This window comes from Streptomyces sp. NPDC049879 (assembly GCF_044461265.1).
GTDB lineage: Bacteria > Actinomycetota > Actinomycetes > Streptomycetales > Streptomycetaceae > Streptomyces.
Window position 1 is genome coordinate 1042221 of sequence record NZ_JBITKT010000001.1, and the last position, 22278, is coordinate 1064498.

General features: G+C 73.6%; 21 protein-coding genes, 1 pseudogene and 1 CRISPR repeat array. Of the genes and pseudogenes, 9 read left to right on the plus strand and 13 right to left on the minus strand.

From position 1 onward, the window contains the following. Positions 1-31 precede the first annotated feature (31 nt). Positions 32-1033: an aldo/keto reductase gene (locus ACIBPC_RS04935; protein WP_398841342.1), complete on the minus strand. Its 1002-nt coding sequence runs from the start codon at positions 1031-1033 to the stop codon at positions 32-34. Positions 1034-1114: 81 nt separating this feature from the next. Between ACIBPC_RS04935 and ACIBPC_RS04940 the strand changes: the two genes are divergently transcribed. Beyond that, positions 1115-2017 carry an NADP-dependent oxidoreductase gene (locus tag ACIBPC_RS04940; protein ID WP_398841343.1) on the plus strand — a complete coding sequence of 301 codons (903 nt, stop codon included), beginning with the start codon at positions 1115-1117 and terminating at the stop codon, positions 2015-2017. Between the two features lie 114 nt (positions 2018-2131). Next, positions 2132-3151: an alcohol dehydrogenase catalytic domain-containing protein gene (locus ACIBPC_RS04945; RefSeq protein ID WP_398841344.1), complete on the plus strand. Its 1020-nt coding sequence runs from the start codon at positions 2132-2134 to the stop codon at positions 3149-3151. 57 nt (positions 3152-3208) lie between these two features. On the opposite strand, the gene ACIBPC_RS04950 is transcribed toward ACIBPC_RS04945, so the two are convergent. The 6 genes from ACIBPC_RS04950 to map all read right to left on the minus strand — a co-directional run bounded on the left by ACIBPC_RS04950 (position 3209) and on the right by map (position 9985). Continuing rightward, entirely contained in the window at positions 3209-4798 is a 1590-nt protein-coding gene (locus ACIBPC_RS04950; protein ID WP_398841346.1) for an alpha-amylase family glycosyl hydrolase, read from the minus strand. Positions 4799-4855: 57 nt separating this feature from the next. Next, complete coding sequence (locus ACIBPC_RS04955) at positions 4856-5695, minus strand: carbohydrate ABC transporter permease (RefSeq protein WP_398841347.1); 840 nt, start codon at positions 5693-5695, stop codon at positions 4856-4858. A gap of 67 nt (positions 5696-5762) precedes the next feature. Then, positions 5763-6854: a sugar ABC transporter permease gene (locus ACIBPC_RS04960; RefSeq protein ID WP_362963536.1), complete on the minus strand. Its 1092-nt coding sequence runs from the start codon at positions 6852-6854 to the stop codon at positions 5763-5765. A 55-nt stretch (positions 6855-6909) separates the two neighbouring features. Beyond that, positions 6910-8193, minus strand: a complete 1284-nt coding sequence (locus ACIBPC_RS04965; RefSeq protein WP_398841350.1) for an ABC transporter substrate-binding protein — start codon at positions 8191-8193, stop codon at positions 6910-6912. A 113-nt stretch (positions 8194-8306) separates the two neighbouring features. Continuing rightward, the gene (locus ACIBPC_RS04970; protein ID WP_398841351.1) at positions 8307-8981 is read right to left on the minus strand and encodes a heme oxygenase (biliverdin-producing); all 675 of its coding nucleotides are present in this window, start codon (positions 8979-8981) and stop codon (positions 8307-8309) included. A 137-nt stretch (positions 8982-9118) separates the two neighbouring features. Beyond that, the gene (gene map, locus ACIBPC_RS04975) at positions 9119-9985 is read right to left on the minus strand and encodes a type I methionyl aminopeptidase (protein ID WP_398841353.1); all 867 of its coding nucleotides are present in this window, start codon (positions 9983-9985) and stop codon (positions 9119-9121) included. 33 nt (positions 9986-10018) lie between these two features. On the opposite strand from map, the pseudogene ACIBPC_RS04980 reads away from it, so the two are divergent. The 3 genes and pseudogenes from ACIBPC_RS04980 to ACIBPC_RS04990 form a co-directional block, all read left to right on the plus strand. Further along, positions 10019-10261: pseudogene (locus tag ACIBPC_RS04980) on the plus strand (hypothetical protein); the annotation flags it as partial. Positions 10262-10474: 213 nt separating this feature from the next. Continuing rightward, positions 10475-11164: an NADPH-dependent F420 reductase gene (gene npdG / locus ACIBPC_RS04985; RefSeq protein ID WP_362963528.1), complete on the plus strand. Its 690-nt coding sequence runs from the start codon at positions 10475-10477 to the stop codon at positions 11162-11164. Positions 11165-11207: 43 nt separating this feature from the next. Then, positions 11208-11447: a hypothetical protein gene (locus tag ACIBPC_RS04990; protein ID WP_398841355.1), complete on the plus strand. Its 240-nt coding sequence runs from the start codon at positions 11208-11210 to the stop codon at positions 11445-11447. Positions 11448-11521: 74 nt separating this feature from the next. Here the strand turns inward: ACIBPC_RS04990 and panB are convergent, their stop codons facing one another. Further along, complete coding sequence (gene panB, locus ACIBPC_RS04995; RefSeq protein WP_362963526.1) at positions 11522-12403, minus strand: 3-methyl-2-oxobutanoate hydroxymethyltransferase; 882 nt, start codon at positions 12401-12403, stop codon at positions 11522-11524. Between the two features lie 261 nt (positions 12404-12664). Here panB and ACIBPC_RS05000 point away from each other — a divergent pair, with 261 nt between their 5' ends. The 3 genes from ACIBPC_RS05000 to ACIBPC_RS05010 all read left to right on the plus strand — a co-directional run bounded on the left by ACIBPC_RS05000 (position 12665) and on the right by ACIBPC_RS05010 (position 15381). Next, positions 12665-13717, plus strand: a complete 1053-nt coding sequence (locus tag ACIBPC_RS05000) for an endonuclease/exonuclease/phosphatase family protein (protein ID WP_398841357.1) — start codon at positions 12665-12667, stop codon at positions 13715-13717. A gap of 142 nt (positions 13718-13859) precedes the next feature. Next, positions 13860-14753, plus strand: coding sequence for a zinc metalloprotease HtpX (gene htpX, locus ACIBPC_RS05005; protein WP_362963522.1), 894 nt, complete (start codon positions 13860-13862; stop codon positions 14751-14753). 40 nt (positions 14754-14793) lie between these two features. Next, on the plus strand, positions 14794-15381 hold the full coding sequence (locus ACIBPC_RS05010; protein WP_398841359.1) for a hypothetical protein: 588 nt from the start codon (positions 14794-14796) through the stop codon (positions 15379-15381). A 262-nt stretch (positions 15382-15643) separates the two neighbouring features. Further along, positions 15644-15976: direct repeats of the CRISPR family, unit length 27 nt; unit sequence GGAACACCCCCGCGTGTGCGGGGAGGA. A 154-nt stretch (positions 15977-16130) separates the two neighbouring features. On the opposite strand, the gene ACIBPC_RS05015 is transcribed toward ACIBPC_RS05010, so the two are convergent. Next, positions 16131-17894 carry an NAD+ synthase gene (locus ACIBPC_RS05015; RefSeq protein WP_398841360.1) on the minus strand — a complete coding sequence of 588 codons (1764 nt, stop codon included), beginning with the start codon at positions 17892-17894 and terminating at the stop codon, positions 16131-16133. A 423-nt stretch (positions 17895-18317) separates the two neighbouring features. Between ACIBPC_RS05015 and ACIBPC_RS05020 the strand changes: the two genes are divergently transcribed. Further along, entirely contained in the window at positions 18318-19394 is a 1077-nt protein-coding gene (locus ACIBPC_RS05020; RefSeq protein ID WP_362963516.1) for a terpene cyclase, read from the plus strand. On the opposite strand, the gene ACIBPC_RS05025 is transcribed toward ACIBPC_RS05020, so the two are convergent. From ACIBPC_RS05025 to ACIBPC_RS05040, 4 genes are read right to left on the minus strand one after another with little or no spacing between them, the layout of a single operon-like run. Beyond that, positions 19315-20808, minus strand: coding sequence for a cytochrome P450 (locus ACIBPC_RS05025; protein WP_398841362.1), 1494 nt, complete (start codon positions 20806-20808; stop codon positions 19315-19317). The two genes, ACIBPC_RS05020 and ACIBPC_RS05025, sit on opposite strands and share 80 nt — an antisense overlap. After that, the gene (locus ACIBPC_RS05030; protein WP_362963512.1) at positions 20805-21467 is read right to left on the minus strand and encodes an ATP/GTP-binding protein; all 663 of its coding nucleotides are present in this window, start codon (positions 21465-21467) and stop codon (positions 20805-20807) included. The genes ACIBPC_RS05025 and ACIBPC_RS05030 overlap by 4 nt, the downstream gene beginning before the upstream one ends. Then, positions 21448-21825: a DUF742 domain-containing protein gene (locus tag ACIBPC_RS05035; protein WP_398841364.1), complete on the minus strand. Its 378-nt coding sequence runs from the start codon at positions 21823-21825 to the stop codon at positions 21448-21450. Before ACIBPC_RS05035 ends, ACIBPC_RS05030 begins: the two co-directional genes overlap by 20 nt. Continuing rightward, complete coding sequence (locus ACIBPC_RS05040) at positions 21822-22235, minus strand: roadblock/LC7 domain-containing protein (RefSeq protein WP_362963510.1); 414 nt, start codon at positions 22233-22235, stop codon at positions 21822-21824. The genes ACIBPC_RS05035 and ACIBPC_RS05040 overlap by 4 nt, the downstream gene beginning before the upstream one ends. Positions 22236-22278 lie beyond the last annotated feature (43 nt).

The window sequence follows — 22278 nt, forward strand, 5'->3', positions numbered from 1 at the left end:
AGGTGTTGTCGGCGGCCCCATGTGCGGTTGGTCAGGCTGTGCGGGCGAGTAGTGATTCGATCTCTGCCATCTGGGCCGGGGTCAGTGGGCCGAACTGCAAGGCTCCCGCGTTCTGTTCCGCCTGGGCCACCGTTCTGATGCCCGGGATCGGGACCGTGTGCGGGCTGCGTGCCCACAGCCAGGCGAGTGCGCCCTGTGCCGGGGTGCGGCCGGCCGAGGTCAGGATGTCCCGTACCGCCTCGAAGCGCGCCTGCCATTCCGGCACGACCCGGCCGTTCTCGAAGAACGCCAGCCACGGCGGCGGTACCGCCCGGATGTCGCCCTTGTCCGTGACGGCCGCGTCCGTGTACTTGCCGGTCAGCAGGCCCATCGCGAGCGGCCCCCGGTTGACGGCCGCGAGGTCCAGCTCGTCGCACAGCGCCAGCATCTCCGGCGCGTCCTGCAGCACGTTGCAGTTGACCTGCACCGACGCGCAGTGCGGGCCCTCGGCGAACAGCCTGGCGCGCTCCGGGTCGTCCGTGGACCAGCCGTAGGCGCGGATCAGGCCCTCGCGCACGAAGTCCTCGCACAGGTCGCGCAGTGCCGCCGCCTCCGCGAGCGGGGCGTAGTTGACGTGCAGCTGGTACAGGTCCAGATAGTCCGTGCCGAGGCGCCGCAGCGTCGCGGTGAGCGCCGCCCGCGCGTACTCCGGCGTGAGGCCCGGCTCGTCCGCCGCCGTCTTCGCCGCCTCGTCGAAGACCGAGCCCCACTTGGACGCCAGCACCACCTCGTCGCGCCGCCCGGCGACGGCCTTGCCGAGGACCCGTTCCGAATGCCCCGCGCCGTACACGTCGGCCGTGTCGAAGAACGTCACGCCCAGGTCGAGCGCGCGGTGGATCGCGCGCGTGGACTCCGCGTCGTCCACCGGCCCCCACCCCAGGGGCTTCCCCGACGAGTCGTGCCACTCGCCGCCTATCGCCCAGCAGCCGAACCCCAGGGCGCTGACCTCGATACCGCTGCGCCCGAGCGTGCGGGCCGTCTGTGTCGTACTCATGTACGCAGTCTCGCCGCTGGAGCCCACTCGAAGGCAAGCCCCCGCGGGATGCGAGGGTGGGCGCGGCGAAAGGAGCGGAGGATGAAGGCGGCACGTTTCCGCAGGTTCGGCGGTCCCGAGGTGCTGGAGATCGCGGACCTGCCGGAACCGCACCCGGGCCCCGGCGAGGTGCGGATCGCGGTCCGCGCGGCCGGGGTCAACGCGAGCGACTGGAAGAAGCGCCAGGGGCTGATGGACGAGGAACTCCCGCAGACCCTGGGCTACGAGGCGGCCGGGGTCGTGGACGAGGTCGGCGAGGGCGTCACGGACGCGGCGGTCGGCGACCGCGTGTTCGGCTTCTGCGCCGAGGGCGCCGCCCAGGCGGAGTACGCGGTGCTGTCCTCCTACGCGCCGATCCCGCCGTCCCTCGGCTTCCCGGCCGCCGCCGCGCTGCCCGCCGCCGTCGAGACGGCCACCCGCGCGCTCGACCAGCTCGGCGTCAGGAACGGCAGCACCCTGCTCGTCAACGGCGCCTCCGGCAGCGTCGGCAGCGCCGCCGTCCAGCTCGCCGCCGCGCGCGGCGCCCGCGTCATCGGCACGGCGAGCCCCGCGAACCACGACCACCTGCGCGCCCTCGGCGCCGAGCCCGTCGCGTACGGCCCAGGCCTCGCCGAACGGGTCCGCGCGCTCGTGCCGGACGGCGTTGACCTGGCACTCGACGTGGCCGGGAGCGGCGTGCTGCCCGAACTGATCGGACTGGCGGGCGGCCCCGGGCACGTCGTGACGCTCGCCGACTTCGCGGGCGCGCGGGAGCACGGGGTGACGTTCAGCCGGGGCGACACCGGCCGCGCGCTCCACGCCCTCGCCTCGATCGGCGAACTGGTCGAGGCGGGCCGCTTCACCCTCCGCGTCGCGGGCACGTTCCCCCTCACCGAGATCGCCGAGGCCCACCGCGCCGGGGAGGAAGGCCACGTGAAGGGGAAGCTCGTCCTGCTGATCGACTGACACCCGCCGTACGGGTGGTGCGTCGTCGGTGGTGGACAGGGGTCCCGGGTGGTGGCGGGATGCGTGCGGATAGTGGGGGGCGTCATCCCGTTCCCCCATGCGAAGGGCACCCCCATGGCTCGTCACCGCGCAGTGCAGATTTCGGAAGCCGGAGGGGACTTCGCCCTCGTCGAGGCGGACACGCCGGAGCCCGGGCCGAATGATGTGCGGGTCGCCGTCGAGGCGTGCGGCGTGTGCAACTCGGACGCCGCCATGGTCGCCGGGCAGCTGCCCGGTGTGACGTTTCCGCTCACGCCGGGGCACGAGATCGCCGGGCGTGTGGACGCGCTCGGTGGGCTGGTCACCGGCTGGGACGTGGGGGACCGGGTGGCGGTCGGCTGGTTCGGCGGCAGCTGCGGCCACTGCGACGCCTGCCGCGCCGGGGACGGCATCCTCTGCCCCGAGCTGCGCATCCCCGGCGTCGCCTACCCCGGCGGCTACGCCGAGACCGTCAACGTCCCCGCCGCCGCCCTCGCCGCGATCCCCGACGACCTGCCGAGCGCCCAGGCCGCGCCCCTGGCGTGCGCCGGTGTGACCGTCTACAACGCGCTGCGCCGCAGCGCCGCGCGCCCCGACGACACGGTCGCGATCCTCGGGCTCGGCGGCCTCGGGCACCTCGGGGTGCAGTTCGCCGCCGCCATGGGCTTCGAGACGATCGCCGTCGCGCGCGGCGAGGAGAAAGGCGCCCTCGCCCGCGAACTGGGCGCGCACCACTACGTGGACAGCACGCGCGAGGACATCGGCGAGGCCCTGCGCCGCCTCGGCGGCGCCCGCGTCGTCCTCGCGACGGTCAACAACGCCGCCGTCATGTCGGCCGCCGTCCCCGGGCTCGGGCGGCGCGGGCAGCTGATCCTCGTCGGCATCACCCAGGAGCCCCTGGACCTCAGCCCGGCCACCCTGCTGGTCAACAACCGCACGGTCCACGCCCACGCGTCCGGCACGTCGCTCGACACCCAGGACACGCTGCGCTTCGCCGCCCGCAACGGCGTGCACCCGTGGATCGAGACGCGGCCGCTCGCGGAGGCGGGGGAGGCGTTCGCCAGGATGACGGCGGGCGACGCCCGTTTCCGCATGGTCGTGACCACCGGCCGCTGAGGGAGCGGACGGGTACGCGCGGTCCGGCGCGTACCCGTCCCGTACGGTTCCTTACGGTCAGGCCAGTTCGAGGACGGCCCAGGCGAAGCCGTCCGCGCGGATGCCGTCCTCGTCCACCGTCACGCCCGCGCCCTCCACCGGGCGGGCCGACGCCAGCGCCGGGCGCGGCAGGTCCAGCGAGGCGGCGTCGCGGCGCGGGTTGACGACCACGAGGTAGCGGTCCCCGCGCACGTACACCAGCGGGTAGCCGGTGTGGAGGACCTCGACCGAGCCGCTCGTGCCCAGTTCCGGCGTCGCCTTGCGCAGCGCGATCAGCCGCCGCACCAGGTGCAGCAGCGACCCCTCGTCGGCCCGCTGCGCGGCGACCGTGGGACGCCCCGGGTCGGGGTCGAGCGGCAGGTACAGCGTGTCGGCGGGGGCGGTGGAGAACCCGGCGTTGGGCGAGTCGTCCCACTGCATCGGCGTCCGCGATCCGGCCCGGTTGTACTCAGGGCCCAGGACGCTGCCCTCGTGGTCGGGCAGGCCCGGGATGTAGCGCATGCCGATCTCGTCGCCGTAGTAGACGGCGGGCAGCGTCGGCCACGTCATCTGGAAGGCGAACGCGGCGGGCAGCTGCCCGGCGGTGCGCGGGCCGCAGCACAGGCGGGAGAAGTCGTGGTTGGCGGTCGGCAGCGTGGTGAAGCCCCGGTCGCCGATCACGGCGGTGACGGACTGCCAGGCCGTGACGAACGGGCCCGCCGAGCCGCCGCCGTCCGCGCCGAAGTACGGGTCACGCGGCTCCCACTTCGTGTCCACCGTGCCGGTCCCGTTGTTCCACAGCGACCGCAGCGGCAGCCCGTCGGACGGGCCGCCGAACTGGAGGAAGAAGTCCGCGTGGAACCCGGCGGGCACCGACACGGCCGGGTCGCCCCACTCGGCGAGCAGCGCGGCCTCCGGGTGGGCGTCGTCCAGCCAGGCGCGCAGCTCGGTCCACAGCTTGCCGGTCTCGACCAGGTCGGGGTCGTCCTTGACGAGCGAGTGCGCCATGTCCACGCGGAACCCGGCCAGGCCGAGGCGCAGCCAGTGGTCCATGATCTCGCGCAGCGCCGCGCGGTTGGCGAGCGGTCCCGGCGCGTCCACCGGCTGCCGCCACGGCTCGGCCGGATCGGTGCGCGCGTAGCCGAAGTTGAGGGCGGGCTGGCTGTCGAAGAAGTTCGGCAGGTAGCTGCCCTCACGGCTGCCGGGGGAGAGGACGAAGCCGGGCGGCCGCCCCTCGGCCCAGATGTAGCGGCCGTCCGACGGGTCGTCCATCGCCGCGCGGAACCACGGGTGCTCGTCCGAGGTGTGCCCGGCGACCAGGTCGAGGAGCACGCGGATGCCCCGTTCCTTGGCGGCCGCGACCAGCGCGGCGAGGTCGTCGTCCGTGCCGTACCTGGGCGCGACCGACAGGTAGTCGGACACGTCGTAGCCGGCGTCGCGGAACGGTGAGGCGAAACAGGGGTTGAGCCAGACGGCGTTGACGCCCAGCCACGCGAGGTGGTCAAGGTGCGCCGTGATCCCGGCGAAGTCGCCGACGCCGTCACCGTCCGAGTCGGCGAAGCTCTGCGGATAGATCTGGTAGAGGACGGCGTCGGCCAGCCAGGACGGGGTGCTGTGCGGGGGCGGCATGGCGAACCTCATTCGTGAGTGCACCGGGCGTGCGGGTGCCGGGCGTACGGGAGCGGGTCAGCCCTTCACGGCTCCCGCGGTCAGCCCGGAGACCACGGCACGGCGGAAGATCAGCACGAGCAGGGCGATCGGCAGCACCGAGACGGTGGCGGCGGCGAAGATCGTCCCGTACGGCACGGTGAACTGGCTGCCGAACAGGGCGAGCCCCACCGGCATCGTGCGGTAGCTGTCGGCCGCGTTGAGCGTCAGCGCGATGAGGAACTCGGTCCAGCACGCGGTGAAGGTGAAGATGGCCGCGGTGAAGACCCCGGGCGCGGCCTGCGGCAGGATCACGGAGAGCACGGTCCGCAGGGGCGAAGCGCCGTCCACCCACGCGACCTCCTCCATCTCCTTGGGGATCCCCAGAAAGAAGTTCCGAAGAATCCATACGGCAAACGGTACGTTGAGCGCCGTGTAGACGAGGATCAGGCCCTGGTAGCTGTTCAGCCAGCCCAGGTCGCGCATCAGGAGGAACAGCGGCGCGGCCAGCGCGATCGTCGGGAACAGCGAGATCATCAGCAGCGAGATCATGATCGGCGCCTTGCCGCGCAGCGGCAGCCGCGCCAGCGCGTACCCGGCGAACGTGCTCAGGCCCAGCACCACGATCGTCGCCACGATGGACACGATCGCCGAATTGAGCAGGTACGTCCCGAAGTTGTTCTCGGCGAACGCGTCCCGGTAGTTGGACCAGGTCGCCTGGTCGGGCCAGACCGTGGGCGGGTTGGCGCCGATCTCGGTCTGCGGCTTGAAGGAGCTGGCGGCCATCCAGTACAGCGGCGCGGCGACGAACGCGGCGATCACCAGCGCGGCGAGGTGGACCCAGGTGAACCGCACCCTGAGGCGTGGCAGCGGCGTCATGACAGGGGTCCCTTCGAGACGGCGGTACGGACGGCGGGACGGGCGGGGGCGGCGCGGCGGGGGGCGTTCACGCGGTGGTCTCCTCGTCGCCCACCCGCGCGCGGAACGCCCGCAGGAACAGCAGGCAGCCCACCAGCACCAGCGCCGCCGTACTGGCCGCGACCGCCGCCCCCGGGCCGAAGTCGAGGTTGGTGAACATCACCTGCCAGCCGAGCAGCGCGAGCGACTCCGTCGCGTCCCCGGGCCCGCCGCCGGTGAGGACGAACGGCAGGTCGAAGATGCCGAAGGCCTGGAGGATGCGGAAGAGGACGGCGATCGTCAGCGCGGGCCGCAGCAGCGGCAGCCGCACCCGCCAGAAGGCCGTCCACGCACCGGCGCCGTCCACGCGCGCCGCCTCCACCACGTCGGTCGGCAGCATCATCAGGCCCGCGAGCACGATGATGGCGACGAACGGCGTCGTCTTCCACACGTCCGCGGCGGCCATGGACAGAATCGCCGGGAACGGCGTGCCGAGGAACTGCCGCGGCTCGCCCGTCAGTCCGTTCGACATCGCCGTCAGCACGCCGTACACGCCGTTGTACATGTACGCCCACAGCTGCGCGGAGACGACGGTGATCATCGCCCAGGGCAGCAGCAGCAGCGCCATCATCCAGCCGCGGCTGCCGGACAGCCGCTCCAGCACGAGCGCGATGACCGTGCCGAGCACCAGCTCCGCGACGACCGTGCCGACCGTGTACAGCACCGTGAACACCAGCGCGTGCTGCCAGCGCGCCGAGCCCAGCAGCAGCGAGTAGTTGTCGGTCGTGACGCCGGAGAGCCGGAAGCCGTCCGACGAGACCGACACGTTGCTCAGGCTCATCGCGACCGAGAAGGCGATCGGGAAGAGCGTCACGGCCAGCACCACCAGCAGCGCGGGCGACGCGAAGATCCAGCCCATGCGGGCGAAGCGGCGCTCCAGCGCCGAGTTGTGCCGGCCGGGGCGCGGCCTGCTCCCGCCGCCCGGCGGCTCGCCGGTCGCGACCGTGCTGCCCGCCGTGTGGCTGCCCGTCGTGCTGTTGCCGCCGGTGGAGACGTGGCGCGGCACGTAGGCGGTGCTGCCGGCCTCCTCCTCCGGTGGTCCTCCGGCCGGGGGCGTGCCCTCGGGGACGTCGTCGCTCACGGGGTCTCCTCGTGTCCGGGGCGCCGCCCGCGGGCGTCCGCCCGGCCGGTGGTCTTCACAGCGCCCGGCCGTTGAGTGCTCGTCTGATCTCGTCCGACGCCGCCCCCAGCGCCTCCCGCGGGGTGACGGAGCCGGCCAGGGCGCCGTTGAGGTTGGTGTAGACGCCGTGGCTGACCTGGGGGTAGCGCGGCGTGTCCGAGGGGCGGGAGACCACGGGGACGTCGGCCGCGGCGGCGAGCGCCGGGTTGTCCTTCTGGAGGCCGCGGTCGTGCAGCACCTCGTCGAGGGCGGGGATCACCCCGTTCTCGGCGAGGATGCGCTGGGCGTCGCGGCCGGTCATCCACTCCAGGAACGCCAGGGACGCGCCCAGGGCGTCGCTGTGCGGGTTGACCATCATGTTCCAGCCGCCGGCGGCGGAGGGACCGGGGCCCTCGGTGCCCTCGAACGAGGGCAGCGGCGACATGCCGACCTTTCCCACGACGTGCGAGACCTCGGGGTTGTTGGACTCGCCCAGGCCGTGCGCCCAGTTGCGGTGGAAGGCGGCGTCGCCCTCCAGGAAGGTCTGGAGGGACTGCGGCTCCTGGAAACTCGTGGTCGCCGAGGGGGCCACGCCGTCCTTGAGCATGTCCCGCATGAAGCCGAGGACGCGGGCGTTGGTGTCCGAGTCGATCGCGGGCCGCTCGCCGTCTGCTGAAACGGTCCTGCCGCCGGCCGCGGCGGACATCTCCGTCCAGTTGACGGTCAGGCCCTCGTAGTTCGCCCACTGGCCGACGTAGCCGTAGCGCACGTCGCCCGCGTCCTGCAGCTTCGCCGCCGTCTCCGCCAGCTCCTCCCAGGTCTTGGGCACCGGCAGGTCGTGCTTCTCCAGCAGGTCCTTGCGGTAGTAGAGGAAACCGGCGTCGCTGTACAGCGGCGCGGCGAGGTGCTCGCCGTTGTACTCGGTGGTCCGGGCGCGCTCCCCGGGGAAGCGGTCCCAGTAGTCGTCGGGGAGGTGCGCGTCCAGCGGCATCGCCAGCGAGGCGTCGCCGAACTGCGCCGGCCACACGAGGTCGCCGTTGTAGATGTCGATGGCGCTCGAACCACCCGAGATCTCGGTGGTCAGGGTCGCCCGCATGGTGTCGGTGTTGTTGGGCGCCGGCTGGTACTCGACCGTGATGCCGGGGTGCTTCTCCTCGAACGCGTCGATCAGTTTCTGGGGAAGCCCCTCAGGGCCGAAGTTGATGGCGTACCAGGTGATGGAACCTTTCGCCGGACCGACCGCCCGGGGCTCGACCGCTGCCGAACCGTCACCCGAGCCGCCGCAGGCCGTTGCCAGCAGGACCGTGATGACGCAGTACACGGGGATCCGTGCCCTGCGGATGGACGTGCCCAGGACGTACTCCTCGGGGATGCGGCGCGGAAGGAGACCTCAGCCTCCCGCGCCCGCACAGCTCACCCAAGGAGAAAACGCGCTTATCGTGAAAAGTCACCGGAAAGCAGGTCTCCGAAGAGCGCGGTGTTCAGTGCGAAGGCATGCTTGCACTCGTCGGCTATCCGCAGCCGCTCCGCGTCGTCCGCCGGTATGCCGTCGAGCCAGGAGCGGTAGTCGCGCTTGAACGCCGCCGGGTTCGCGATCTCCTCGAAGACGTAGAACCGCACCCCGTCGCCCTTGCGCGCGAAGCCCCACAGCTTCTCCGCCGTGCTCCTGATGACCTGGCCGCCGGACAGATCGCCCAGGTAGCGCGTGTAGTGGTGCGCCACGTACCCGCCGGGCCAGTCGCGCGCGACCTCCATGACGCGCGCCGCGTACCGCTCGGTCGCGGGCAGCGGGCGCAGCGTCGTCCGCCAGTCCGCGCCCCCGTGCAGGTGGTCCAGGTCCCGGCCGAGCGCGGTGGAGCGGAACAGCTCCGGGCGGATGAACGGGCCCGCCACCGGGTCGTCCGCCAGCCGGTCCGCCGCCCCTTCCAGCGCCCGGTACACGAACCACAGCTGCTCGGTGTAGCGGCGGAACGCGTCCACGCCCAGCTCCCCGCCGAGCAGCCGGCTCATGAACGTGGAGGTCTCGGCCTCCGTGTGCTGGGCGTGCGAGGTCTCACGGATCTGGACGGAGAACGGGACGGCCGCGGGCGCGGCGGAGAGCGCGGACATGTGGGACCTCCGGAAGGCAACCGGTCGGAACGCGACAGGCTGCCGCGCTCCGCCATGGTGTCTACTTAGGCTTGCCTAAGTCAAGGTTGTGTCCATCCTGTGGCGACCGGTCCGTCACCCCGCGGCGGGCCGCGCGGTCACGGCAGCGTGAGGACCTCCGCGCCGCCCTCCGTCACCACGAGCGTGTGCTCGAACTGGGCCGTGCGCCGCAGGTCCCGCGTGACGACGGTCCAGTTGTCCTCCCACATCTCCCACTCGTGCGTGCCCAGCGTCAGCATCGGCTCGATGGTGAACGTCATGCCGGGGACCAGCTCGGTCGTCGCGTCCGGGTCGTCGTAGTGGGGGATGATCAGGCCGGAGTGGAACGCGGTGTTGATGCCGTGTCCGGTGAAGTCGCGCACCACGCCGTACCCGAACCGCCGGGCGTACGCCTCGATCACACGCCCGATCACATTGATCCGGCGGCCGGGCCGCACCGCCTTGATCGCCCGGGCGAGCGCCTCCCGGGTGCGCTCCACCAGCAGCCGCGACTCCTCGTCCACCGCCTCTTCGCCGCCGACGAGGTAGGTCGCGTTGGTGTCGCCGTGGACACCGCCCACGAAGGCGGTGACGTCCAGGTTCACGATGTCGCCCGCGCGCAGCACCGTCGAGTCGGGGATGCCGTGGCAGATGACCTCGTTGACGGAAGTGCACAGCGACTTGGGGAAGCCCCGGTAGCCGAGCGTCGAGGGGTACGCGCCGTGGTCGCACAGGTAGGCGTGCGCCACCGCGTCCAGCTCGTCCGTGGTCACGCCGGGCGCGATGTGCCGCGCCGCCTCCTCCATCGCCCGCGCCGCGATCCGCCCGGCCTCGCGCATCCGCAGAACCGTCTCCGCGTCCTGCACATGCGGGCCTCTGTACGGCGCGGGCGCCTTCCGGCCCACGTATTCGGGACGCGGAATGGCCTGCGGGACGCTGCGCGGAGGGGAGATCTTGCCGGGAACGAGAAGAGACTGGCCAGACATGCATGCGAGTCTACGGGCGGGCAGGATGAAGGAATGGCCCCCAACTTCGGACGCATCTTCAGGAACAGGACCACCGGCAGCGAAGGCGAGTGGTTCTACTGCATCCGCCACCAGAAGGTCGAGGAAGGCCCGGACTGCCCGGCCAAGGACCGCCTCGGCCCGTACGCCACCCGCGACGAGGCCGAGCACGCCATGGACCTCGCCCGCGAGCGCAACGAGAACTGGCGCAACGACCGCCGCTGGAACGACCCCGACCCGGACGACCGGCCCCCCGGCCGCAAGGACGGCGACGACGACGGCCCCGGCCACCCGGGGCACCACGGCGACGGCCCGGTGGACTTCGGCGGCGGCTTCGGCGGCCACGGCGGGGACGGCGACGCGTAGACCGCCCGTACGCGGGGCGGGGCGCGGGACGGGCAAGTGCACGCAGTCGCCCCCGCCCCGCCGCCCCGCCGCCCGCGGCGGCGGGCGCAGTGGGAGGATTTCCCCATGACTGCGACTGCTGCCCCCAAGGACCCCTGGGACCTGCCGGACGTCTCCTCCCTCGTCGTCGGTGTGCTCGGCGGCACCGGCGACCAGGGCCGTGGCCTGGCCTACCGCCTCGCCCGCGCGGGCCAGCAGGTGATCATCGGCTCGCGCGCCGCCGACCGCGCCGCCTCGGCGGCCGAGGAGATCGGCCACGGCGTGCGCGGCCTCGACAACGCCGCCTGCGCCGCGGGGAGCGACGTCGTGATCGTCGCCGTCCCCTGGGACGGCCACCGCGCCATCCTGGAGAGCCTGCGCGGCGAACTGGCGGGCAAGCTCGTCGTGGACTGCGTCAACCCGCTCGGCTTCGACAAGCAGGGCGCCTACGCGCTCGTCCCCGAGGAGGGCAGCGCCGCCGAGCAGGCCGCCGCGCTGCTGCCGGAGTCCCGGGTCACCGCCGCGTTCCACCACCTGTCGGCCGTCCTGCTCCAGGACCCGGCCGTCGAGAAGATCGACACCGACGTCATGGTTCTCGGCGAGAAGCGCGCCGACTGCGAGATCGTCCAGGCGCTCGCCGGACGCATCCCCGGCATGCGGGGCGTCTTCGCCGGACGGCTGCGGAACGCGCACCAGGTCGAGTCGCTCGTCGCCAACCTGATCTCCGTCAACCGCCGGTACAAGGCCCACGCCGGGCTCCGCGTCACCGACGTCTGACCCGCGCCCACCCGATCCGCCCGCCCCACCACGGAGCCGCCCCATGCCCCCCGCCGCCCCCGCGACCAGCGACCCGGCCGCCGCCGCGACGGCGAAGCGCGCCCGCCGCCTCGCCGGTTACGCCCTGCTCGTCTGCGTCCTGACCGTCGCCGCGGCCGTCGTGTCCTTCGCCCAGGGCAACTGGCTCGGCGTCGTCTGGGTGCTGATGGCGGGCGTGGCGTCCAACATGGGCTGGTACTACGCGCGCCGCGCCAAGGCCCTGGCACCGCGCCGCACCGCCTGATCACGCCGCCTGACGGCACCGCCCCCGCCCCGCAGCACGCGGGACGGGGGCGGCCTGCGCCGTACCACCGCGGCTCAGTGGAAGCTGTGCTCCTCCGCCGGGTACACGCCGCCCACCACGTCCTCGGCGAACGACCGCGCCGCGTCGCCGAGCGCCGTCCGCAGCTGCGCGTACTCCTTCACGAACCGCGGCATCCGCCCGCCGGGCCAGTCCGTCATCCCGGCCATGTCCGTCCACACCAGGACCTGCGCGTCACACGCCGCCCCCGCGCCGATGCCCACCGTCGGGATGTGCAGGCTGCGCGTGACCTCCGCCGCCAGCTCCGCCGTCACCAGTTCGAGCACCACCGCGAACGCGCCCGCGTCCTGCACAGCCTTCGCGTCCCGAAGCAGCTGCTGCGCCGCCTCCTCACCGCGCCCCTGCACCGGGTGGCCGCCGAAGGCGTGCACGGACTGCGGCGTCAGCCCCACGTGCGCCATCACCGGGATGCCCGCCTCGACCAGCAGCCGGATCTGGTCGGCGGAACGCTCGCCGCCCTCCAGCTTCACCGCGCCGACACCGGCCTCCTTGACCAGGTGCGTCGCGCTGCGCAGCGCCTGCGTCGCGCTCTCCTGGTACGAGCCGAACGGGAGGTCCGCGACGATCAGCGCACGCCGCGTGCCGCGCACCACGGCGGCCGACAGCATCGTCATCTGCTCCAGCGTCACCGGGACCGTGCTGTCGTACCCGAGGTGCGCGTTGCCCATCGAGTCGCCGACGAGCATCACGGGGATGCCCGCCTCGTCGAAGACCGAGGCCGTCATCGCGTCGTAGGCGGTCAGCATCGGCCACTTCTCGCCACGCGCCTTGGCCGCGGCGATGTCACGTACGGTGACCCGGCGGCTGCTCCGGCCGCCGTAGAGGGCCGGTGTCGCCGACCGGTCGGCCGGCGCGCCGGCATGCGTGCGCTGCGTCATCACGCTGCTCCTGTTCCTGTCGTCTCGAGGCGCCAGGCGGCGTCCCCGGATCGGCTTCCATCGTCGCACCGACCGCCGGTGCCCGGAAGGGGGGTCGCGCGGGGCCCGCCGCCGCACGCCCTCCACCGACAACTGCGCGCCCTGGCAAGGCTGATATAACGGAACCCACCCCGAGCACCGCCGTGACCGTCTTGTGCTGCGACGCAGCCGGGGCTCGCGTAGGGTCCCGGGCGACGGCACGACGGTCAGCGAGGGCAGTGGATGGCAGGCGTGGACACCTCCGGTACGCAGCAGGGCGAGGGAGCCGGGGGCGACGAGACCGTTCCCGCCGACGGCGCCGCCGCCCCCGCCGGCGACACCGGGCGTGGCAGAGCGCGCTGGAGCGACCGCACGGGCCGCTGGCGCCGGGGCTGGTGGCCCGCGGCCTTCGCGCTCGCCCTCGCGCTGGTGATGACGCTCCACTCGCGCGTGCCGAACCGTATCGGCAACCTCGGCAGCCTCCTCCAGACCTTCCTGCCGTGGGTCGGCCTCCTGATCCCCGTGCTGGTGCTGTGCGCCGTGCTGCGGCGCTCGCTCACGGCCGTCGCGGCGCTGCTCGTGCCGCTCCTGGTCTGGCTCAACCTCTTCGGCGGCCTGCTCCTGGACAAGACCGGCTCGGGCGGCGCCCTCATGGTCGTCAGCCACAACGTGGACGCCGACAACGCCGACCCGGCGGCGACGGCGCGGCAGCTCGCCGACTCCGACGCCGACCTCATCGCCCTCCAGGAGCTGCCGCACGAGACGGTCGCCGAGTACGAGGACGCCCTGGCCGCCGACTACCCGTACCACGCCGTGCAGGGGACGGTCGGGCTGTGGAGCCGCTACCCGATGGGCGAGAGCGAGCCCGTGGACATCGGCATGGGCTGGACGCGCGCCATGCGGGCGACCGTCACCACCGACTTCGGCGACGTCGCCGTCTTCGTCGCGCACCTGCCGTCGGTCCGCGTGCAGTTCCGGGCCGGGTTCACGGCCGAGCAGCGCGACCGGGCCGCCGAGCTGCTCGGCGGCGCCGTCTCCGCCGAGCGGCAGGAGCGCGCGATCCTCCTGGGCGACCTCAACGGGACGATGAACGACGGCGCGCTCGCCCCGCTCACGTCCCAGCTGCGCTCCACCCAGGGCGCGGCGGGCGCCGGATTCGGCTTCTCCTGGCCCGCCGGGTTCCCCATGGCGAGGATCGACCAGATCCTCGTGCGCGACCTCGAACCCGTCTCGTCGTGGACCTTGCCGGGAACGGGCAGCGACCACCTCCCGGTGGCGGCCCGCGTCAATCCCTGACCCTCCTGGCGTCCCGCTCGCCGCCCCCGCCCCGGATCGTTCCTTCTGCCGCCTTTATGCCACCTGCCGTACGTTTGAGGTGGCAGGGCGGCCGCGGCACGGCGGTGCCGGACCGGGCGACCGGGAGGAGACGACAGAGAGCATGGCGCGTACCCGCTTCGCCCCCGACCGGGGGCTCACGAACCGCATGGTCCTGACCATGTTCTTCATCGGCCTGCTCTACGTCGTCTTCGTCGGCGTCCTGATCGTGGCCCTCGGCAAGGCCTGGCCGCTGATCGTGCTGATCGCCGGGGGAGTGTTCGTCGCGCAGTTCTGGTTCAGCGACCGGATCGCCGCGTTCAGCATGGGCGCCCGCGAGGTCACCCCGCAGGAGGCGCCCGAGCTGCACGGCGCCGTGGACCGCCTATGCGCCCTCGCCGACATGCCGAAGCCCCGCGTGGCCATCGCCCGCACCGACGTGCCGAACGCCTTCGCGACCGGCCGCAGCCAGAAGAAGTCCCTGGTCTGCGCCACGACCGGGCTGCTGCGCCGCCTGGAGCCCGACGAGCTGGAGGGCGTCCTCGCGCACGAGCTGTCGCACGTCGCCCACCGCGACGTGGCCGTGATGACCATCGCCGGGTTCCTCGGCGTCCTCGCCGGGCTCATCACCCGGATGGCCCTGTGGACCGGCCTCGGCCGGTCGCGGAACAACCAGAACCTCGCCCTCGTCCTCATCCCGCTGATCAGCGCCGTCGTCTACGTGATCAGCTTCCTGCTGACGCGGCTGCTGTCCCGCTACCGCGAGCTGTCCGCCGACCGCGCGGGCGCCCTGCTGACCGGCCGCCCCTCGGCGCTGGCCTCCGCGCTGACCAAGGTGTCGGGGCAGATGAGCCGCATACCGACCCGCGACCTGCGGCAGGCCGAGCCGTTCAACGCCTTCTTCTTCGCCCCGGCCGTCACCGGCGAGAGCCTGAGCCGGCTGCTCTCCTCGCACCCCACGCTCCAGCAGCGGCTCGACCGGCTGGCCAGGCTCTCCGGGGAGCTGGGGCGCCCGTGACGACCAGGACACCCGCACGGCACGGAGGGAGCGGCGCCCCGTGGGCATCCTCGACGTGATCCTCGGCCGGAGCCGGCCGGCCAAGCCGGACCTCGACCAGCTGTTCGCCGTCCCGTCGGCGGCCGTCACGCTCCAGGCGGCGGCCGGGTTCGTGCCGACCGGCCTCGGCTCGGTGTGCTTCGCCAGCGTGGAGGGCGGCGCCTTCGACCGCGTACGCGACGAGGTGCGGGCGCTGCTCGACGCCGACACCGCGACCGGCGGGACGCCCGTCGAGTTCAGCCAGGACTCGTACGGCTACACCTGGGTCCTCGCCCGGCACGCCCCGGACGACGTCGCGTCGCTGGTCAACGACCTGCACGCCGTGAACACCTTGCTCCAGGAGTCGGGCTTCGGGCCGCAGCTGCTGTGCTCCATGGTCGGCTTCCGCGCGGCGGCCGACGCGGCCCCGCTGGGCCTCGTCTACCTCTACAAGCGCGGCACGTTCTACCCGTTCGCGCCCCTGGCCGGGACCGCCGAGCGCCGGGACAACGGGCTGGAGCTGCGGATACGGGGCGTCCTGGCGGACGACCTGAGGATCGAACCGGACCTGACCCGCTGGTTCCCCATCTGGGGCGCCCCCGGCTTCTGACCACCCGCCCCGCCGCGCCCGGTAGGCAGTCCGCGCCGGACGCGCACGGCTGTCCGCCGCGGCGTCGTCACGCGCCGGAATCCCGGCCCGCCGGGCGGGCCGGGATTCCGGCGCGCCCTCGCCGTCACTGCTGCGGTCGGCCTCCGCACCACGCAGCTCCGGCCCCGCCGCGAGGGTCGGCGGCGCGACCGGCAGCAACCCGGCCCGATGGCTGCGCGCTACCGCCTACGGCGGCTGGGGACCAGAACGGCCGTGGGGTGCCGGAACACCCCCGCGTGTGCGCGGAGGAGACGGGGGCAGCGCAGAGGGGCGGTCATCGGGTCGGAACACCCCCGCGTGTGCGGGGAGGAAGTCGGCCAGACCCGACCGTCGCCTCTCTCCTGGGGAACATCCCCGCGTGTGCGGGGAGGAGCAGTCGCACCTGGGGTGCCGTGGGAAGCCGGCGGGAACACCCCCGCGTGTGCGGGGAGGAGTCGGGCGGCCCCAAGCCGAATATCGACCTGCGAGGAACACCCCCGCGTGTGCGGGGAGGAGGTCTTGCCGTGCGTCCCCGTCACCACCACCGACGGAACACCCCCGCGTGTGCGGGGAGGAGAGTAAGTGACCTGTGGGTTTATCGGCGGGTGTGCTTGATTTTGCTCGGCTTTACCTTTGTCGGTCCCGGCGGCCACGGGGGCTTCCGGCGTGTTGTGGTGGCGGGCGGTGGTCGTCCGTGGTGGCGACCGGCCGTCCCGCCTGCTCGCTTCTCCTCAGTTCGGGCGGCCGTCCTCGCGCCAGCGGTTGGTGATGGGGAGGCGGCGGTCCTTGCCGAAGCCCTTCGGGGAGATCTTCGTCCCCGGCGGGTACTGCCGCCGCTTGTACTCCGCCGTGTCCACCAGCCGCAGCACCCGCGTCACCAGCTCCGGGTCGAACCCGGCCGCGATGATCTGCTCGCGGCCCTGGTCGCGGTCCACGTACAGCTCCAGCACGCGGTCCAGCGTGTCGTAGTCCGGCAGCGAGTCGGAGTCCACCTGCCCGGGGCTCAGCTCGGCGCTCGGCGCCTTGCTGATGGAGTTCTCCGGGATCGGCGGGGTCTCGCCGCGTGCGGCCGCCGCGGCGTTCCGCCAGCGGGCCAGCTGGTAGACGCCGGTCTTGTACAGGTCCTTGATCGGCCCGTACGCGCCCACCGAGTCGCCGTAGAGCGTCGAGTAGCCCACGGCCAGTTCGCTCTTGTTGCCCGGCGCGAGGACGAGGTGGCCCTCCTGGTTCGAGACGGCCATCAGCAGCGTGCCGCGCAGCCGCGACTGGAGGTTCTCCTCCGCGAGGCCCGTCAGCTCCACCGACGCCATGTACGCGTCGAACATCGGTCCGATCGGGACGGTCCGCAGGTTCAGCCCCGTGCGGCGCGCCAGCTCGCCCGCGTCGCCGAGCGAGTGCTCCGACGAGTAGCGCGACGGCATGGCGAGCCCGTACACGTTCTCCGCCCCCACCGCGTCGCACGCGATCGCGGCGACCAGCGCCGAGTCGATGCCGCCGGACAGGCCGATCAGCACCGACCGGAAGCCGTTCTTCCGCACGTACGCCGCCAGCCCCGTGACCAGCGCGCGGTACATCTCCTCCGCGTCGTCCAGCGGTTCGGCCTGCCCGCCCGGGTACTCCGGCTCGTACGCGGGCACGGGCTCCGCCGACAGCGTCCGGTGCTCGATCCGCAGCCCGTCGTGCGTCAGCCCCGACGCGGGCGCGCCGTCCGCCGCCGGGAGGTCCAGGTCGAGCAGCAGCGACTCCTCCGCGAACTGCGGTCCGCGCGCCACCACCTCGCCGTTCCTGTCCACCACGATCGAGTCGCCGTCGAAGACCAGTTCGTCCTGTCCGCCGGACATCGCCAGGTACGCCAGCGCGCACCCCGCCTCCCCGGCGCGCTTCCGCACCAGGCCGAGGCGCGTGTCGTCCTTGTGCACCTCGTACGGCGACGCGTTGACGGCCAGCAGCAGGCCCGCGCCCGCCGCGCGCGCCGCCGGGACCCGGCCGCCGTCCTGCCACAGGTCCTCGCAGATGGCCAGCGCCACGTCCACGCCGCGCACCCGTACCACCGGCATGGTGTCGCCCGGCACGAAGTAGCGGAACTCGTCGAAGACCCCGTAGTTCGGCAGGTGGTGCTTGGCGAACGACAGCGCCACCTCGCCCTGGTACAGGACGGCGGCCGCGTTCTGCGGCGCCCCCGCGGGCTGGCCAGCCCGTTCCCTGAACCGCTCGGAGCGGTCCAGGTAGCCGAGCACCACGGGCACGTCGCCCAGGCCCTCGTCCCGCAGCCTGGCCGCCAGGTCGCGCAGCGCCGTGCGGCTCGCCTCGACGAACGAGGTGCGCAGCGCCAGGTCCTCGACCGGATAGCCGGTCAGCATCATCTCCGGGAACGCGACCAGGTGCGCGCCGCGCTCCACGCCGTACCGGGTCCGTTCGACGACGGTGTCCGCGTTGCCGGACAGATCGCCGACGGTGGAGTCGATCTGATGGAGAGCAAGTCGTAGCTGAGGCACGCGCCCGAGTGTAATCGTCCGAGTGACGCGATGGGCGGGCCGCCCGCGCGCGGCGATTTCCGGCCCGGCCGCCGCGGACGGCCCGTGCGACCGCGAACGCGCGGCGTCACCGCCGGTGCCGCCCCGGCCGCGCGTGTCACCCCGCGCGGCACCCGGGGGAGTGGCGGCCGTAACCGGCCGCCCCCGTCCGGCGTTACGGCATTCGGCCAGGATCGCCGCCGCCGGATTGCGGACTCGTGCCCGAGGGCAGAGCTACCCCGCTCCGCCGTGCCGGCCGGCGGGCCACCGGTCCTGCCCGTGCCCGCCCGCCCGCGCGCCGCACGGCCGGGCGCCCGGCAGCGCGGCCGGTGGCGCGGTCAACGGCCCTGCCAACAGAAAAAGCTGCCCACCGAGGCGGGTCCGGTGGAGAAGGGGAGCCTCGCCATGCCGCAGACAGTCGGTTTCTTCCTGCCGTTTCCCGTCCACCGCAACCCCGGTGCGGACCGGGCGCGCGAGCACCACGTGGACTGGGTCCGCGCCCACGGCCTCGTCGGGGGCGAGGCCGCCCTCGACCGCTACCGCGACTGGCGGCTCACCGACCTCGCCTCCTACGCCTACCCGGACGCCGCCGGGGACGACCTCGACCTGGTGACGGACGCCGTGTGCCTCGGCTTCCCGCTGGACGACCAGTTCGACGGGCCGCTCGGCCGCGACCCCGAGGCGGCGGCCGGATTCGCCACCGGCCTCGCCGTCATCCCGTACCAGCCGCCGGGCACGCCCCCCGCGCTCGACGCGCCCGTCGCCCGCGCCTACGCCGACGTGTGGCGCCGCAGCGCCGCCGGCATGTCCGCCGGGTGGCGCAAACGCGCGGCGGGCAACCTGGCGCGCTTCTTCCGCTCCTACGTGCAGGAGACCCTCAACAGGGCCCGTGACGTGCCGCTCGGCGAGAACGCCTACATCGCGCTGCGCCGGCACGCCGTCGGCACCGCGCCGTGCTTCGACCTCATCGAACGCGCCGGGCACTTCGAGGTCCCCGCCACCGCGTACTGGAGCCGCGAGGTGCAGCTCCTCACGCGCTGCGCGGGCGACGTCGTCTTCCTCTGCAACGACGTGCACTCCCTCGAACGGGAGGAGGAGCAGGGCGACCCGCACAACCTCGTCCTCATCCGGCAGCGCACCCGCGACTGCACCCGCACCCGCGCCCTGGACGACGTGATCGGGCTGGTCCGCGACCGCGTCGAGCTGTTCATGACGCTGGCCGCCCGCCTGCCGCGCATGGCGGCCGGGCAGTGGCGGCTCGACGCGCACGGCCGCGCCGCCGTCGCCCGCTACCTCGACGGGCTGCGCGCCTGGATGGCGGGCAACCAGCGCTGGGGCTCCGTCACGGCCAGGTACGCGGGCGGGGACGGCGGCGCGGGCGTCGGCCCGGCCGCCGACGCGCTCAGCGCCGTCGCAGCAGGGCGCGCAGCCCCCGCCGCGCCGGGGCGGCCGCCGCTGCCCGGTCAGGGACGCGGCGCCTGAGCCGGCCGCCCTCACCGGCCGCACCGCCGCCGCCGTCGCACGCGCCAGGCTCGCCCGCCGCGTCCGCCCGCGCGCCGCCCTCCGGGTCCGCGTCCGCGTCCGCTTCGGCGTCCCGCTCGGGCGGGCGCGGCCCGAACCGCACGGGCAGCGCGTCCAGATGCCGCGACCACGTGGACGCCGTCCAGCTCAGCCCCTCGGGCTCGACCGTCAGCCCCAGGTCGGGCAGCCGCGCCAGCAGCACCTCGATCGCCGTCTGCGTGATGGCGCGCCCGATGTCCTGCCCCGGGCACTCGTGCGGGCCGCTGGTGAACGCGAGGTGCGACCGGTTGCCGTTCATCGGCGCCCCCGGCGTGGGGCGTACGGCCGGGTCGGCGTTGGCCGCCGCGAGACCGAGGAGTAACACGTCGCCCTTCGCGATCGGCCGCCCGCCCAGCTCGACGTCCAGCGTCGCGAACCCGCCGGGGCACACGGCGATCGGCGGCTCGTCCCACAGCACCTGCTCGACGGCGGCCGGGAGCGTCATCCGCCCGCCGTGCAGCGAGCCGCGGAACTTCGGGTGCGTCAGCACGACCCGCAGCGTGTTGACGATGAGGTTGGTCGTCGTCTCGTTGCCCGCGACCAGGACGAGCCGCAGGTGGTGGACGACCTCCTCGTCCGACAGGTCGGCCGGGTGCCCCACCAGCCAGGACGCCAGGTCGTGCCCCGGGTCCTCGTGCTTGCGCGCGACGAGCGCCCGCAGCGCGTCCTGGATGTACGCGTCCGCCGTGACCGCCTTCTCCGTGCCGATCAGCAGCTGGCGGCTCGCCTCCACCAGCCGCGGGCCCTCCTCGTCCGGCAGCCCGAGCACCGTCGTGAGCGCCAGCATCGGCAGCTGCTGCGCGTACTGCGACAGCACCTCGGCCCGCCCGTCCGCCGCGAACCGGTCGATCAGCCCGTGCGCGTACCGCTGCACGTGGCGGCGCAGGCCGCGGCGGTCGAAGCGGTCCAGGCTCTCGTTGACCGCGCTGCGCAGCCGCTCGTGGACCGCGCCGTCCTGGTGCGTGCAGTCGGGGCCCCACAGCAGCACGGGCGCGATGGGCGAGCCGTTGCCGACGTGGCCCTCCTGCCAGGCGGCCCAGTTGCGGCCGTCGCGGCTGAAGCGGCGCGGGCTGCGGGCGACTTCGAGGACCTCGTTGTAGCCGATCACCAGCCACGCCGGGACGTCGCCCTCCAGCAGGACGGGCGCCACCGGCCCGTGGTCGCGGCGCAGCCGCTCGTACAGCCCCGCGGGGTCCTCGGAGGCGGCGGGCCCGTACAGCCGCTGCACCCCGTCGGGGCCGGTCGCGTGGGCGGGGCAGCCGGCGGGCGGCCGGTCCAGGGGCGAGCCGTTCAGCGACGAGCCGGGCGGGAACGAGTCGGGCAGGGACGCGGTCACGGTGCCTCCGAGGGGTGGTCCGGCGATGGATGGTCCGGAACGGGAACGGTGGTGGCGGAGTCGTAGAGGTGGCGCAGCAGCGTCAGCAGGACGTCCCGGCCCGACGCGCGGCGCCGCGCGTCGCAGGCGATCAGCGGCACGTGCCCCGGCAGGTCGAGGGCGGCGCGCAGCTCCTCCGGCGGGTGCGGGGCCGAGTCGGGGAAGACGTTGACGGCCACGACGAAGGGGATGCCGTCCTCCTCCAGCCGGTCCATCGACGGGAAGCAGTCGGCGAGGCGGCGGCTGTCCACGAGCACGACGGCGCCGAGCGCGCCCTCCAGGATGCCGTTCCACAGGAACCAGAACCGCTGCTGGCCCGGCGTCCCGAACAGGTAGAGCACCAGCCGCGCGTCGATCGTGATGCGGCCGAAGTCCATCGCGACGGTCGTCTCCGTCTTGTCCGCGACCCCGGCCAGGTCGTCCACGCCCACGCTGTCGCGGGTCATGGTCTCCTCGGTCGTCAGCGGCCTGATCTCGCTGACCGAGCCGACGAGCGTCGTCTTCCCCGCGCCGAAGCCGCCGACGACCGCGATCTTGACGGACCGCTCCGCCGACGCCGGCAGCAGGTCCTCGTCGCGGGGGCCGGGCGGCGCGGCGTGCTCAGAGCCGTTGGAGACCATCGATCAGCGCCTTCAGGGTGTCGGTGTCGGTGTCGGCGGTGTCCTGGCGGCCGTCGCGCGTCTGCCGCAGCTCGACGTGCCCGTCGGCCTCCAGCGCGGTGAGCAGGACCGTCAGCACGCCGAACGGCAGGCCCAGGTACGCGGAGATCTCGGCGGCGGACAGCGGGTACCGGCAGGCCCGCAGCAGCGCACCCGCCTCCGGCGCCATGCCGGACGGGACGGGCGCCGTCCTGGTGACGACGAGCGTCACCAGGTCGAGGACGAGCGGGTCACGCCCCCGGGGCGCCGCGCCGCACCCGCCGGTGACGACGTACAGGGGGACGGGCCGCCCGCCGCCCGGCCCGTCCTGCTGTGTCACCGGCCGGTCCGCTCGGGGGTCCTGGGGCCGCTGGACAGGTGCTCGCCGATGCGCAGGACCAGGTCGCGCATGCCCCGGCTGACCATCCCGGGATCGACGGTGCGTTCGGCGGTGACGGCGAGGTAGGACCGCTCGCCCGCCGACATGAGGTAGAAGTAGCCGCCCGCGAGTTCGAGCAGGACCAGGCGCAGCTCCTCGTCGGCGCCGGGCAGTTCGCGGGCGATGGAACGGGCCAGGCTCTTGATGCCGGACGCGGCGGCGGCCAGCCGTTCGCCGCTGTCCCGTTCGTCCCCGTGCTGGGCCATGCAGAGCCCGTCCGCCGACAGGACCACGATGTGCTGGATGCCGGGGACCGTGGCGGCCAGGTCCCTGAGCATCCAGTCCATGTCCTTGAAGCGTCGCTGTGTCACGTGCGTCTCACCCTCACCGATCCGACCTGCCTGGCTGGCTGCG